At 60.1% G+C, this 13,562-nt stretch carries 11 protein-coding genes; 2 read left to right on the forward strand and 9 right to left on the reverse strand.

Annotated elements, in window-relative coordinates:
- The first annotated feature begins 387 nt into the window (after positions 1-387).
- A complete protein-coding gene (creD, locus tag EAH78_RS29360; protein ID WP_140671521.1) occupies positions 388-1,758 on the forward strand; it encodes a cell envelope integrity protein CreD in 1,371 nt (456 codons plus the stop codon).
- A gap of 225 nt (positions 1,759-1,983) precedes the next feature.
- Here creD and EAH78_RS29370 read toward each other — a convergent pair whose 3' ends face one another.
- From EAH78_RS29370 to EAH78_RS29410, 9 genes are all read right to left on the reverse strand, one after another.
- Positions 1,984-2,613 carry a glutathione S-transferase family protein gene (locus EAH78_RS29370; protein WP_140671526.1) on the reverse strand — a complete coding sequence of 210 codons (630 nt, stop codon included), beginning with the start codon at positions 2,611-2,613 and terminating at the stop codon, positions 1,984-1,986.
- Between the two features lie 174 nt (positions 2,614-2,787).
- On the reverse strand, positions 2,788-4,080 hold the full coding sequence (locus EAH78_RS29375; RefSeq protein ID WP_140671528.1) for an MFS transporter: 1,293 nt from the start codon (positions 4,078-4,080) through the stop codon (positions 2,788-2,790).
- A 271-nt stretch (positions 4,081-4,351) separates the two neighbouring features.
- Positions 4,352-4,531, reverse strand: coding sequence for a hypothetical protein (locus tag EAH78_RS29380; protein ID WP_140671530.1), 180 nt, complete (start codon positions 4,529-4,531; stop codon positions 4,352-4,354).
- Positions 4,528-5,658 (reverse strand): PepSY-associated TM helix domain-containing protein, encoded by a 1,131-nt coding sequence (locus EAH78_RS29385; RefSeq protein WP_140671532.1) that lies wholly within the window; start codon positions 5,656-5,658, stop codon positions 4,528-4,530. The genes EAH78_RS29380 and EAH78_RS29385 overlap by 4 nt, the downstream gene beginning before the upstream one ends.
- Before the next feature lie 73 nt (positions 5,659-5,731).
- Positions 5,732-8,158, reverse strand: a complete 2,427-nt coding sequence (locus EAH78_RS29390; RefSeq protein WP_140671534.1) for a TonB-dependent siderophore receptor — start codon at positions 8,156-8,158, stop codon at positions 5,732-5,734.
- Positions 8,159-8,394: 236 nt separating this feature from the next.
- Positions 8,395-9,366: a FecR domain-containing protein gene (locus EAH78_RS29395; protein WP_140671536.1), complete on the reverse strand. Its 972-nt coding sequence runs from the start codon at positions 9,364-9,366 to the stop codon at positions 8,395-8,397.
- Entirely contained in the window at positions 9,363-9,881 is a 519-nt protein-coding gene (locus EAH78_RS29400; RefSeq protein ID WP_123433049.1) for an RNA polymerase sigma factor, read from the reverse strand. The genes EAH78_RS29395 and EAH78_RS29400 overlap by 4 nt, the downstream gene beginning before the upstream one ends.
- A 223-nt stretch (positions 9,882-10,104) precedes the next feature.
- Positions 10,105-10,812, reverse strand: a complete 708-nt coding sequence (locus EAH78_RS29405) for a 3'-5' exonuclease (protein WP_140671538.1) — start codon at positions 10,810-10,812, stop codon at positions 10,105-10,107.
- The gene (locus tag EAH78_RS29410; protein WP_140671540.1) at positions 10,809-12,749 is read right to left on the reverse strand and encodes a putative nucleotidyltransferase substrate binding domain-containing protein; all 1,941 of its coding nucleotides are present in this window, start codon (positions 12,747-12,749) and stop codon (positions 10,809-10,811) included. The genes EAH78_RS29405 and EAH78_RS29410 overlap by 4 nt, the downstream gene beginning before the upstream one ends.
- Before the next feature lie 252 nt (positions 12,750-13,001).
- On the opposite strand from EAH78_RS29410, the gene EAH78_RS29415 reads away from it, so the two are divergent.
- Complete coding sequence (locus tag EAH78_RS29415; RefSeq protein WP_140671542.1) at positions 13,002-13,463, forward strand: response regulator; 462 nt, start codon at positions 13,002-13,004, stop codon at positions 13,461-13,463.
- The last annotated feature ends 99 nt before the right edge of the window (positions 13,464-13,562 follow it).

The raw sequence follows: 13,562 nt of genomic DNA on the forward strand, positions 1-13,562 counted from the left end.
TGCGGATTGATCCGGATTTCAAGGTTGTCTTTAGAAACGTCGATGCCTGCGCAGGAAAACATAGCCAAACCCTCTTACACTCAAAGGTGAGAGCGCTCTGGCTGGGCTCCACGCTTGTAACTGTTCGAGGTAGGCTCGTTCAACTGTTCGGGCTCAATAACCAGAGTGGAGGGGTGAATGGCAGCGTGGGCTCCCACACGTGCTTTAAGCACTCCGGGCGTTCAGCTTGCCACTCACCGCTCTCATCACCAGTCTAATTCCTGCGCAAGACACAAGCGGGCTTGCTCGCGAAGGGGCCGGTCCAGTCTCCACATAATCTCCACATTCCCCCCATAAATCCCCCACACGGCCCTCCCAGACTCTCCCCATCCAAACAGGGAGAGTCCCATGAACCGCAGCCTGACCATTAAACTCGGGGCCATTGCCCTTCTGATTCTGTTGTTACTGATCCCGCTCTTGATGATCAACGGCATCATCCAGGACCGTCAGCTACTGCGTGACGGGGTGCTCGAAGACATCGCCCGCAGTTCCAGCTTCAGCCAGCAACTGAGCGGCCCGCTGATGGTGGTGCCGTATCGCAAAGTGGTGCGCACCTGGAAGCTCAACGAGAAAACCAACCAGCGCTACCAGGACGTCGGTGAAGAGCGCGGTCGTTTGTACTTCCTTCCAGAACGTTTCGAGCTCGATGGCCAGATCCAGACTGAACTGCGTTCGCGAGGCATTTATGAGGCGCGCCTGTTCCACGCAGAAAACCATATCAGCGGGCATTTCTCGGTTCCGGCGCAATTGGGCATCAAGGAAGACTTCGCGGATTACCGGTTCGACCAGCCGTTCCTTGCGGTGGGCATCAGCGACATTCGGGGCATCGAAAATGCGTTGAAACTGGACCTGAACGGCCAGGCTCTGGACTTCGTTCCGGGCAGTCAGGTGGGCTGGCTGGGTGAAGGCGTGCACGTGACGTTGCCAGCGCTGGACACAAAACAAATCACGGAGCTGGCCTTCGGTTTTGACCTGCGGTTGCAGGGCACCGGGCAGTTGCAGATTTTGCCGGTGGGCAAGACCAGCAAAGTTTCGCTGAGCGCGAACTGGCCGCATCCGAGCTTCATCGGCAACTTCCTGCCGGCCCAGCGTGAAGTCACCGATCAAGGTTTTACGGCCAACTGGCAGACCTCATTCTTCTCCACCAACCTGCAAGAAGCGCTGAGCAGTTGCGTGTCCGGCGGTGGTTGCGAGGCGTACAACGGGCGCAGCTTCGGCGTGAGCTTTATCGATCCGGTGGATCAGTATCTGAAGAGTGATCGGGCGATCAAATATGCCTTGCTGTTCATCGTCCTGACCTTCGCTGGCTTTTTCCTGTTCGAAGTGCTGAAAAGCCTGGCGGTACACCCGGTGCAATACGCGCTGGTTGGCGTGGCCTTGGCGTTTTTCTATTTGTTGTTGCTGTCGCTGTCTGAACACATCGGCTTTGCCTTGGCGTATCTGTTGTCGTCGGCGGGTTGTGTGTTGTTGATCGGATTTTATGTCTGCCACGTGCTGCGCAGCGTGCGGCATGGCCTGAGTTTTTCGGCGGGGTTGGCGGCGTTGTACGGCTTGCTCTACGGCTTGTTGAGTGCCGAGGATTACGCGCTGTTGATGGGTTCGTTGTTGCTGTTCGGGTTGCTCGGGGTGTTCATGGTGTTGACCCGCAAGCTGGACTGGTACGGGATTGGGCAGAAGAGTGCTAAGCCTCTGGCGTTTGATCTGGGGGCGGTGGAATGAGCCGGTCGATAGGGTTGCGTGAGGATCAGCGTCAGGGGGAGGTTTTGGCGACGCTGATTGCGGTGTTGTTTACAGTGGATCCGGTGTGGTCCATTCGCGAGCAAGTCGAATCGTCGCACCGCCGCTCCCACACTAGATCTCCAGTGAGCGCAAAAATTGCAGGCACGGACGATCAAATGTGGGAGCGGGCTTGCTCGCGAAGGGGCCCTGACAGTCAGCGAAGACCTAAACCTTAGGCATCGTCGCCAACATCGAAGGCCGCTGACTCGCCTCAAAGTACCAAGCCGCCAACTGCGGATTCGCCTCGCGCCATTCCAGATCCGGATGGCGCGAGTCGATGTAGCCCAACGCACAGGCAACGCTGATCGCCGCGACATCGAAATGGCTGGTCAGCTCGGCAATCGCGTCTTTTTCCAGCAACGCCAAGCCGCGACGAATCTTGTCGCGCTGGGCATCCAGATACTCGACCCAATGCTTCTGCGGGTCGCGCAGGACCATCTCGTAACGAACCAACACCGACGCGTCCATGATCCCGTCGGCCAAAGAGGCCAGGGTCAGGCGCCGCCAGCGGGCCGAGCCTTCGCGCGGAATCAGCGGGTTGCCGACGTGCTGGTGATCGAGGTAATCGAGGATCACCCGGCTGTCATGGATGACGTTGCCATCGGCCAGGCGCAGGGCGGGGATTTTGCCCAGCGGGTTGTCTTCGTTGAGTGACAGGTCCGGGTTGACCGGCGTGAGCACGCAGTCCTGCAGCGCCACGCGGCCGGTCTGACCGGTCTCGTGCAGCAGCACCATGACTTTACGAACGAAGGGCGATAACGCGTTGTGGTAAAGGGTCATGCTGGGGGCGGACATGGCAACGTCTCGGTCGGTGGCAGTGTCGGGCAGCATAGCGCGTTGACCCGATAGCTCAAGTTCACCCTAACCCTGTGGGAGCGGGTTTGCTCGCGAATGCAATCTGTCAGTCAGTACATCGGCGACTGACACACCGCTTTCGCGAGCAAGCCCGCTCCCACAAGGAGGGCGAATTCAGGCAGCAGGTTGCAATGTGCCTTGTGGGCCAGGAGCGGCCTGAGACTTGAGTTCACGGGCCACGGTCCAGACGATGAACGCCGCCACGATGTCGAAAATCGCCAGCACCACGAACAGCGGGCTGTAGCCGATCTTGGTCACCATCACGCCAAACACCAGGGTAAACGCCGCAGCGCCAAGGTAACCAAACATCCCGCCCATGCCGGTGGCCGTGGCCACTTCATTTTTGCCGAACGAATCGGAGGTGATCGCATACAACGCGCCGGACAGTGTCTGGTGCGCAAAACCACCGATGCACAGCAGCGCAATGGCAGTGTACGGGCTGGCCACCAGGCCGATGCAGGCCGGGCCGATCATGCACAAACAGCCGAACAACATGACCATTTTGCGCGAGGTAAACAGCGACACCTTGAGGTGCTTGTGGAAGAACGGGCTTAGGTAACCGCCGAGTACGCAACCCAGGTCGGCCGCCAGGAACGGTAGCCAGGCGAACATCGCGATCTCTTTGATGTTCATGTGGCGTTCGGTCATCAGGTACAGCGGGATCCACGCGTTGAATGTCTGCCAGGCCGGCTCGGAGAGCATCCTGGCGCTGGCGATGGCGTAGAAGTTGCGGCTGCCGATGATCTTCTTCCAGCTGCCTTTTTTCGGGGTCGCTTCTTTGAAGTGATCTTCCTGGCCGCTGAGGATGTAGTCGCGCTCGGTGTCACTCAGGAGCTTTTGGTCTCGTGGGTGCTTGTAGAGGATCATCCACAGAAAGGTCCAGGCCACGCCCAGGCCGCCGACAATCAGGAACGCCAGTTGCCAGCCGCTGTGCAGAATCGCCCAGACCACCAGAGGCGGCGCCAGCAAGGCGCCAAACGATGAGCCGATGTTGAACCAGCCGATCGCCACCGAGCGCTCTTTGGCCGGGAACCATTCGGTGGAGGTTTTGACCGCTGCGGGCAAGCCTGCCGCTTCTGTCAGACCGAGCAGGCCCCGGACAAATGCCAGTCCTTGCCAACCAGAGGCCAGCGCGGCGAGTGCACAGGCAATCGACCACGCGAAAGCGAAAATCGCGAAGCCCATTTTGGTGCCGATGGCGTCGATGATGTAGCCGGCCACCGGTTGCATCAGCGCATAGCACACCTGCCAGGCGACGACGATGTGCGAGTACTGCTCGGTGGAGATGTTCATTTCGCTCATCAGGGTCGGGGCGGCCACTGAGAGGGTATTGCGAGCCAGGTAGTTGACCATCAGGCCGGCCGTCACCAGACCGACCATCCACCAGCGGATGCCTTTGACTTTCATTGCTTCACCAGGATTATTTTTGGATTTTGGTGTTGAGTCATTTGTTGTAGGTTGTCGTACAACATGCGCCTTTATAGGAGCGCAAGGGTAAAACTGTCAACAAATATGTCAGGGGTTGTGAAGGGAGAAGCGGCGGGAGGGAGAGGGCGTCATCGTATGACTAAGTGAGTAAGCCTAGCCTGTAGGAGTGAGCCTGCTCGCGATGCGGGCAACGCGGTCTTTCAGATAAACCGAGGTGATGCCATCGCGAGCAGGCTCACTCCTACACAGATCAGTGGCGTTGCAAGAGGCCGCGCAGGGCGAAGAAGGCGGGCACGCCCAGGCCGAGCCAGCTCAGGGCATCCCACACGCCATCACCCAAAAGCGCAGCGAACAACCCGGCGGCGCTGAGCAGGGCGATCACTGTGGGGGTGCTGAAGACTTTCCAGAAGTTCGATTGCCGTGGCTTCATGCTTGAGCCTCGGTGGGTTCTAGCACAGGTTTTGCTGCTTTGCGCCGCACCACCCACAGGTAAACCCCGCTGCCGAGCACGATGATGGTCAGCACATCGAGCGTCGCCCACAGGATCTTCATCGGCATGCCGCCGTAATCGCCGAAGTGCAGCGGCTGCGACATACCCATGGCGTCCATGTACCACGGCCGTTCAGCCACGGCGGTGACTTGCAGGGTGCTGGCGTCGATCAGAACCGGTGTCAGCAAGTGCGACGTCAGGTGGGTGCTGCCTTTCATGAACACCGCGTAATGGTGTTCGCTGGAAAACCGCGTGCCGGGGAAGGCGATGAAGTCAGGCGTCATGTCTGGCGCAACTTCTTCGGCGATGTCGAGCAAACGGCTCGCCGGAGCGAGGTGCGTCAGCGGTGGTGCGTCGCGGTACGGTGCGACCATCGCGGTCAGGCTGTCGTTGCGCCAGGCGGCGATCAGCAGGTCGGCGCAGGCACTGATGACGCCTGTCACGCCGACAACCAGCGCCCAGGTCAGCGTCACCACACCGATCAGGTTGTGCAGATCCAGCCAGCGCAGGCGGGTGGATTTGTCCTGGCGCACGGTGGCGAACTTCAAGCGGCGCATGAACGGCAAATACAGCACGGTCCCGGAAACGATGGCGGCCACAAACATCAGCCCCATGAACGCCAGCAACAACTTGCCCGGCAGACCGGCAAACATGTCCACGTGCAGGCGCAGCATGACCATCATGAAACCGCCGTTGGCCGAGGGCATTTCCACGGCTTCGCCGGTGCGGGTGTCGAGCATGAAGGTGTGCGACGAGTTCGGCTCGGTGCCGGCGGTTGCCGCCATGATCGTAACGGCGCCGTTGGGCTCATCGTCTTCAAAACCGAAATACTGCATGACCTCGCCAGGGCGATGTTTTTCAGCCACCTGAACCAACTGCTGCAAATCCAGCCTCGGTGTGTCCGCCGGCATCGACTTCAACTCGGCAGCATCGCCCAGCAGGTGGTCGATCTCGTGGTGGAAGATCAACGGCAATCCGGTCAGTGCCAAGATCAGCAAAAAGACCGTGCAGATCAGGCTGGTCCAGGTGTGGACAAAGGACCAGCGGCGAATTGTTTTACTTTTCATTTCCAGGCCTTCAGAAAGACCAAAGCCGTCCTGAAGAGGACGGCCTGGTTTTGGGGCATGTCAGGTCAGACGATTACCATTTGTAGGTTGCACTGGCGACGACGCTGCGTTGGTCGCCGTAGTAGCAGTAGAAACTGTCGCACGTGGAGATGTAGTCCTTGTCGAACAGGTTGGTAGCGTTCAGGGCCAGGGACGCGCCTTTCAGGGTGTTGTCCAGGCGGCCGAGGTCGTAATGAACGGCGGCGTCGAACACGGTGTAGGCATCGGCCTTGCCCAGTTCGGTGTTGGCCTGGTCGCCGTAGGTATTGCCGGTGTAGCGAACGCCGGCACCAACGCCGAAGCCGTCCAGCACGCCGTTGTGCCAGGTGTAGTCAGTCCACAGCGAGGCCTGTTGGTTAGGCATCAGTTGCAAGCGATTGCCCTTGAAGTCGCCATCCTGCACTTCGGATTTGGCCAGGGTGTACGCGGCGATGAGCTTGAGGTTTTCCGTCACGTCGGAAATCGCTTCCAGTTCCAGGCCTTTGACGTTGACTTCACCGGTCTGGCTGGTGATCGGCGTGGCGCCGACGGTGGTGGTGACCGAGACGTTTTTCTGGGTCAGGTCGTAGATGGCAGCGGTCAGCAGGGTGTTGCTGCCAGGCGGCTGGTACTTGATGCCCAGTTCCCACTGCTTGCCTTCGGTGGGTTTGAACGATTCAGTGGACGAGGCCGCTGCACCGGTGGTCGGCTGGAAGGATTCGGCGTACGACAGGTACGGCACAAAGCCCGAGTCGAATACGTAGCTGATCGCCGCGTTGCCGCTGAAGTTCTTGTCGCGCTCGGTGTTGGTGGCATCGCCCTTGTTGAAGAACTTGGTGCCGGTGTGCACCCAGTCTTCACGGCCGCCGAGGGTCAGGCGCCATTGGTCGAGGGCCATTTGATCCTGCACGTACAGGCCGGTCTGGTAGGTCTTCTGGTCGTAATCGTAGAACGCGGTGGAACGCGCCGGACGCTCGATCGGCAAGCCATGGATCGGGTTGTTGACGTTGATCGGCGGCGCGCTGCCGAAGATCGAGGTGTAGTTGGTGTTGCTGCGCTGGTGGTCAAGACCCAGCAGCACGGTGTGATTCACTTCACCGGTCGCGAAGTCGGCCTGGAAGTTGTTGTCCACGGCGAACTGGCTGATGTCTTCATCGACGCTGGTGGTGGTGCGGTCGACGTTGCCGGCGTCATCCACCTGGAAGAATGGATACGAACCGACGGTGATGGCCTGGAACGACAGGTCCGACTTGGTGTAACGCAGGTTCTGCCGGAATTGCCAGACGTCGTTCAGGCCATGTTCAAACGCATAACCCAGCGCGTAGTAGGTGCGATCGTAATATTCCCAGTCCGGATCACCGAGGTTCTTGTGATGGGAAATATCGCCGAATGGCATGTCGATTTTGGTGCCTTGCACCGGCAGGAACTGGCTGGTGATGCCGGTATCGTCACGGGTGAACTGAGTGAGCAAGGTGAACCGGGTGTCTTCGTCGATGTTCCAGGTCAGGCTCGGCGCGATGTTGTAACGCTTGTTCTCGACGTGGTCGATCTGCGTGTCGCTGTCGCGCACCACACCGCTCAGGCCATAGAGAAACTGACCTTCGTCATCGATCTTGCCGGTACTGGCGAAGTTGATCTGACGCTGATTGTCGCTGCCGTATTGCACCTCGATCTCATGGCTATCCACGGCCGTCGGACGGCGGCTGACCATGTCGAGCAAGCCTCCCGGCGGGGTCTGGCCGTACACCGATGACGCCGGACCGCGCAGCACGGAGAGGCGATCTAGGTTCCAGGTTTCCTGTTTCGGGTTGGCATACACGCCTTTGGGCAGTGGCAGGCCGTCGAGGAACTGAGTCGGTTCAAAACCGCGCACCCGCAACCAGTCTGCGCGGGTGTCGCTGCCGTAGCTGCTGGCGGTGGTGCCGGGCATGTAGCGCACGGCGTCATCGAGGTTCTGGACGTTGCGGTCGTCCATTTGCTCGCGAGTCACGACGGAAATCGAGCGCGGTGCTTCGACCAGCGCGGTGTCGGTCTTGGTGCCGGCGGCGGTGCGTTTGGCGAGGTAGCCGTCTACCGGGCCCCAGGCGCTTTCGGTATTTTCCACACCGATCACGGCGGTTTCCGGCAGGGCCAGTGTGCCCTCGGGAATGGCCACCAGGCTGTAGGTGCCGGCGCTGCTTTGTTCCAGTTGCAGACCGGTGCCGCGCAAGGCTTCACGCAGGGCGGCGGCCGCGTCGAACTGACCTTTCACCGGCGCCGAGGTCTTGCCTGCGGCCAGGGATGGATTCAGCGACAGCGCCAGGCCGGCCTGACTGGCGATCTGGTTCAGGGTGCTGGCCAATGGCGCGGCCGGCAGGTTGTAGGCGTGAACGCTGGAGGCTTGTTCAGCGGCGATCAGCTGAGTGCTGGCCAGAGGGGTGCAAAGGGCAATGGCGATTGCCAGCAAACTGGGGCGCAACAAGGTGTCTAGCGAACGGGACATACGGCGGCTCCTGAATGGAAATATTTCTCAATTGCTTAGGTGCCGGACGAGAATTGAAAAGTGATAGGGCTGGATGAAAATAATTTCGATTCAGTAATTGATTGAGGCTGCCGGCCTCTTCGCGAGCAAGCCCGCTCCCACATTTGATCTCCTGTGACTACATATCTTGTGAACACTGGAGAACTCATGTGGGAGCGGGCTTGCTCGCGAAGGCGACCGCTCAGACACCGCAGGACTTAAGGCTTGGCATCAGCCTTCGCCACCGTCACCCACCACGGTGTGTGCTGTTCGATCTGCACCGGCAGCGTTGGCAACAGGGCGCTCAAGGCTTTATCGGTGTCATGCAGCGGGAAGCTCCCTGTGATCCGCAGGTCGGCAATCTCGGGGGCAATCCCCAGGTGCCCGCGCCGATAACGACCGAGTTCATGCACCAAGTCTTCCAGGCGGGCGTTGTCGACCACCAGCATGCCGCGAGTCCACGCATCGGCGCCGGCATTGACGGCAACAATCGGCCCCAGACCATTGCCGCGCATCAGCACTTGCTGGCCTTCGTGCAGAATCTGTTCTTCAGGACTCGACTCGGGATGCGCCGCGACAGCGGACTTCAACACGCTCAGGCGCGTGCCTTCTTCCTCGCGCTTGACCAGGAACAGCGTCCCGAGTGCGCGCATGCTGCCTTCGCGGGTTTCGACGATAAACGGCCGGGCATCGCCGTGACCGGTCTCGACGAGGATTTCGCCTTCCTGAAGGACGATTCGCCGTTGCTTCTCATCGAAACGGATGTCCACGGCGCTGTGGGTATTGAGGTTGAGCAGCGTGCCGTCCGCCAGGCGCAGGGTACGTTGCTCACCGGTGGCGGTGCGCTGGTCGGCCAGCCAATAGTTGACGGGCAGATATCGATCACCAGCGAACAGGGCCAGCCCGATCACCGCGACAACACTGGCGACGCCGCTGCCCAGTTTGCGAACGCGTCGGCGAATGCTTTCACGCGATTGCAGCAACGCCGTACGGGCCGGGCCGTTGGCAACGCTGAAGCGCTGGTCGAGCATGCCCAATTGGCGCCAGGCGCGGGCATGTTCCTCGTGGGCTGCGTGCCATTGGCTGAATGCTTCGCGCTCCACCGGGCTGCCGGAATCCAGGGATAATTGCCAGGCAATCGCCGCGTCCAGCACTTTGGCCGACACCGGTTTGGAACTGACCGGGCTCATACCGGCTCACCGTACAAGGCGATGTAGCATTGACGAATCCCTTGGGCCAGGTATTGCCGGACACGCGGCACCGAGACGCCGAGTCGTTCGGCGATTTCGGCATGGGTGAGGCCGTCGAGGCGGTTATAGAGAAACGCGGCGCGAGCCTTGCTCGACAGCTGACCCAGCAAGCGGTCGATGGCTTTGAGGTCTTCGAGGATCAACTGCTGCTCCTCGACCGACGGTTGTTCGCCTTCAGGGATCAGCATCAGTTCGGTGAGGTAGGCCTGTTCCAGCGCGGCGCGGCGGAAGTAGTCGAACAGCAGGCCCTTGGCAATCGCTACCAGGAACGCCCGCGGCTCGCGAGGTTCTTTCAGCTCATCGCGGCCCAGCAACCGCACAAAGGTGTCCTGGCTCAGGTCTTCGGCACGTTGCGGGCACGCTACGTTGCGTCGCAGCCAGGCCAATAGCCAACCTCGATGGTCGCGATATAACGCACCAACGAGCTCACTGTGGGGGCTTTGGATTGACGACACGCAGCATCACCGATTGGGAAGTGTTAACTAACGAGAATTGTTCGCGATTGTGGCAGAGGCGGGGAAGGTAAGCAATTGGCGCTGGTCGGGTGGATGGGGCGTTAAGTATCCAGTTCGACGGCGTTATCGTTCATCGCGGGCAAGCCATGCGCCTACGGTGGGGGGCGGTTGATCTGTAGGAGCATGGCTTGCCCGCGATGGGGCCAGAACAATCACTGCATTGTTAGAAGGAAGGCGCATGCTGCCGGCGTTTCCACTGGCTCACCCGCTGCTGCAAGTTCAACGGGCTATGAATCTGCTGCTGCCGCGCGCGACTGAACAGGATCAACGCCAACTCCGCCGTCGCCAACGCGTCGGCACTGGCGTTATGCCGCTCGAACACTTCCAGCTTGAACCAGTCGATCCACTCATCCAGCCCGGCCTCGCGAATCTGCGCCTGCGGGCATAGCAGCGGGGCGATGTCTGCGACATCCAGAAACGGATGGGCCAACTTGTAGCCCAAGTGGTCTTTCAGCGCGCGGCCCAGCATGTGCTGATCGAACGGTGCATGAAACGCCAACACCGGGCTGTCGCCGAGGAACTCCATGAAATCGAGCAAGGCCTGCGCCGGGTCGCTGCCGGCCGCAATGGCGCTGGGGCCGAGGCCATGAATCAGCACACTGGGCGCCAGCTTCATGTCAGCGCATTGCAGCGTGCGTTCGAACTGCTGGCTGAAGTCGATGGCGCCGTCCTCGATCACCACGGCACCAATGGACAACACCCGATCTCTGTTCAGGTTCAGCCCGGTGGTTTCCAGGTCGAGCACCACCCAGCGCTGTTCACGCAGGCTGCATTCACCCAGCTCGGCCACCACCGGCAAGCGCTTGAGTCGTTGCTGCAACTCCTCCGTCAACAGCGGGGTGGCCGGGCGCAGCCATGAAAACAGGCTCATAACTGATACCGCAGGGTCAGGCTGCTTTGCAGACGTTGAGCCTGGCGCAGGGATTCGCGCAGGATCCGTCGGTCCAGATGATTGAGGCTGTCCGGATCGACCCGGTTGGAGTAGGGCAAGTTCTCCCGCGTTTGCAGTTGATGCTGCTGCATGCGGGTTTGCTGGATGAAGTGATACGCCTCTTCATAGGCGGCCCCGTCCAGCGGCTGAATGATTTCCTTGGCCACCAGTTGGCGAAATCGCTCCAGGGTATTGTTGGTCTCGATTCCGTGGGCCAATGCCAGCAAACGTGCGCCATCGACGAACGGTGTCAGCCCCTGCACCTTGAGGTCCAGCGTGGCTTTTTCACCGTTCTTGCGCGCCAGCACGAACTCACGGAAACGCCCCACCGGCGGCCGATTGCGCAAGGCGTTCTCGGCCAGCATCCGCTGGAACAGCCGGTTAGCACCGACCTGATCAAGGATCCCGCGACGCAGTTGCTCGCACCCTTGCTCGTCGCCCCAGACCACGCGCAGGTCGAAGTAAATGCTCGAACCCAGCAGGCTCTCCGGTGTCGCTTCGCGGATAAACGCCGCAAACCGTCGCGCCCATTCGGCCCGCGACAAACACAACTCCGGGTTGCCGGCCATGATGTTGCCCTTGCACAACGTGAAGCCGCAGAGCGCCAGGCTCTGGTTGATCTGCTGGGCAATCGGCAACAGCTTGCCGCGAATCTCGGCGGCATGCGCGGCGTCCCGGGCCTCGAACAGAATGCCGTTATCCTGATCGGTGTGCAGCGTTTGCTCACGGCGGCCTTCGCTGCCGAAGCACAACCAACTGAACGGCACGCCGGGGTCGCCTTTGTCGGCGAGGGTCAGCTCGATCACCCGGCACACGGTGTGGTCGTTGAGCAGGGTAATAATGTGGGTGATCTGCGTCGACGACGCGCCATGGGCCAGCATTCGTTCGACCAGTTGGCCGATCTCGCCGCGCATCAGCACCAGGTTTTCTATGCGCTGGGCACTGCGAATCGTCCGCGCCAGGTGCACCAGATCCACCCGTTGCAGGGAAAACAGGTCGCGTTCCGAGACCACACCGCACAGGCGCTGATCTTTCACCAGGCAGACGTGAGCGATGTGCCGCTCGGTCATGGCGATGGCCGCGTCGAAGGCGCTGTGGTCCGGCGACAGGAAAAACGGCGCCTGGGTCATGTGCCGCTCGATGGCTTCGTTGAAGTCGTTGGTGCCGGCCGCCACCACATGGCGCAGGTCGCGTAGGGTGAAGATCCCCAGCGGGGCTTTGTGTTCATCGACCACGACGATGCTGCCGACCTGTTGCTCGTGCATCAGCGTCACCGCTTCACGCAGCGGCGTCGCCGGGTTGCAGGTCACCGGGTGGCGCATGGCCAATTCGCCCAGGCGCGTGTTCAGCGAGTACTGCGTGCCGAGGGTTTCCACGGCTTTTTGCTGGACTTGCTGGTTGACCTGGTCAAGCAAGCTACTGACGCCGCGCAGGGCAAAGTCGCGAAAGGTGCTGGAAAGCGCGAACAGTTTGATGAACGCCAATTTGTTCAGTTGAAGGCAAAACGTGTCTTCGGCGGCCAAGTGCTCAGTTCGGGTCGCCCGTTCACCCAGCAACGCGGCCAAGGGGAAGCATTCCCCCGTGGTGATTTCAAACGTGGTTTCGGTGCCACCCTTGGCCGTGTGCGGGCGTTCGCCAACGACACGGCCCTGTTTGACGATGTAGAAATGTTCAACCGGGCCATCGGCGGGCTTGATGATGCTGTCGCCGGGGGCATAAAAACGCAGCTGACATTGTTCAACCAGGTACGCCAGGTGAGCGTGTTCCATCTGATTGAAGGGCGGGAAACGCTGAAGGAATTGCAAAGTGCCCTGGATGTTTTGCAATACGGCGGTTTTCCCTGCCTGTGTGAAGGCGTCCGCTTTACTCATAACCATTACCGCAGTCTTTTTGAATTGTTGTTGTCGGATGACGCTGCCATCGTCCGCCCCTGCGTGCGGAGTGCCCATTGGACGTAAGTCTAGGTAGGCGATGCGGGTGTCGGAAGTTAGGAAATGTCTGACACATTTGCGCGAAAAAAACCCTACATTGGGTATAGGAAAATTTTCCGACGAAGTGCACATTGATGGTCTGCTTAGCGGTGTCTGACGATTGAGCTAGGGGATTGAATTGAAACTGTAGAGAACGCCATGTCCGACCAAGATATTTTGAGTGATGCCGAGCGCGAGGCGCTGAGTGCCGTCATGCTCGAACCCGATTTGCCGCCGCAGCGAGTGCTGATCGTCGACGACGATAAAGATGCACGCGAGTTGTTGTCGCAGATTCTTGGACTGGTCGGTATTCGCTGCATGACCGCTGCCAGTGGTGAAAGCGCACTCAAGTTGCTGGTTGCGGAAGAGGAAGTGAAAAAGCCTTCAATCGGTCTGGTGATCACCGACTTGCGCATGGGCAATGTCGATGGCCTGGACCTTATCCGTCAGGTGCGAGAGTCGGTTCGTGCGGCCTTGCCCATCATCATTGTTTCCGGCGATGCAGACGTGAAAGACGCCATTGCGGCGATGCATTTGAGCGTGGTGGATTTTCTGCTCAAGCCTATCGACACCGAGATGTTGTTGGGGCTGGTCAAGCGTGAGCTGGGAATCGAGCCTTGAATCACACATCCCCCCTGTAGGGGTGAGCCTGCTCGCGATGAGGCCGTACCAGTCGATATAAATGTTTACTGACACACCGCCATCGCGAGCAGGCTCACT

Source organism: Pseudomonas arsenicoxydans, assembly GCF_006438915.1.
Lineage (GTDB): Bacteria > Pseudomonadota > Gammaproteobacteria > Pseudomonadales > Pseudomonadaceae > Aquipseudomonas > Aquipseudomonas arsenicoxydans_A.

Excerpts from the sequence above, each read along its gene's own strand:
- creD (WP_140671521.1), top strand. The coding sequence starts at position 388 with ATGAACCGCAGCCTGACCATTAAACTCGGGGCCATTGCCCTTCTGATT.
- EAH78_RS29370 (WP_140671526.1), bottom strand. The coding sequence starts at position 2,613 with ATGTCCGCCCCCAGCATGACCCTTTACCACAACGCGTTATCGCCCTTC.
- EAH78_RS29375 (WP_140671528.1), bottom strand. The coding sequence starts at position 4,080 with ATGAAAGTCAAAGGCATCCGCTGGTGGATGGTCGGTCTGGTGACGGCC.
- EAH78_RS29380 (WP_140671530.1), bottom strand. The coding sequence starts at position 4,531 with ATGAAGCCACGGCAATCGAACTTCTGGAAAGTCTTCAGCACCCCCACA.
- EAH78_RS29385 (WP_140671532.1), bottom strand. The coding sequence starts at position 5,658 with ATGAAAAGTAAAACAATTCGCCGCTGGTCCTTTGTCCACACCTGGACC.
- EAH78_RS29390 (WP_140671534.1), bottom strand. The coding sequence starts at position 8,158 with ATGTCCCGTTCGCTAGACACCTTGTTGCGCCCCAGTTTGCTGGCAATC.
- EAH78_RS29395 (WP_140671536.1), bottom strand. The coding sequence starts at position 9,366 with ATGAGCCCGGTCAGTTCCAAACCGGTGTCGGCCAAAGTGCTGGACGCG.
- EAH78_RS29405 (WP_140671538.1), bottom strand. The coding sequence starts at position 10,812 with ATGAGCCTGTTTTCATGGCTGCGCCCGGCCACCCCGCTGTTGACGGAG.
- EAH78_RS29410 (WP_140671540.1), bottom strand. The coding sequence starts at position 12,749 with ATGGTTATGAGTAAAGCGGACGCCTTCACACAGGCAGGGAAAACCGCC.
- EAH78_RS29415 (WP_140671542.1), top strand. The coding sequence starts at position 13,002 with ATGTCCGACCAAGATATTTTGAGTGATGCCGAGCGCGAGGCGCTGAGT.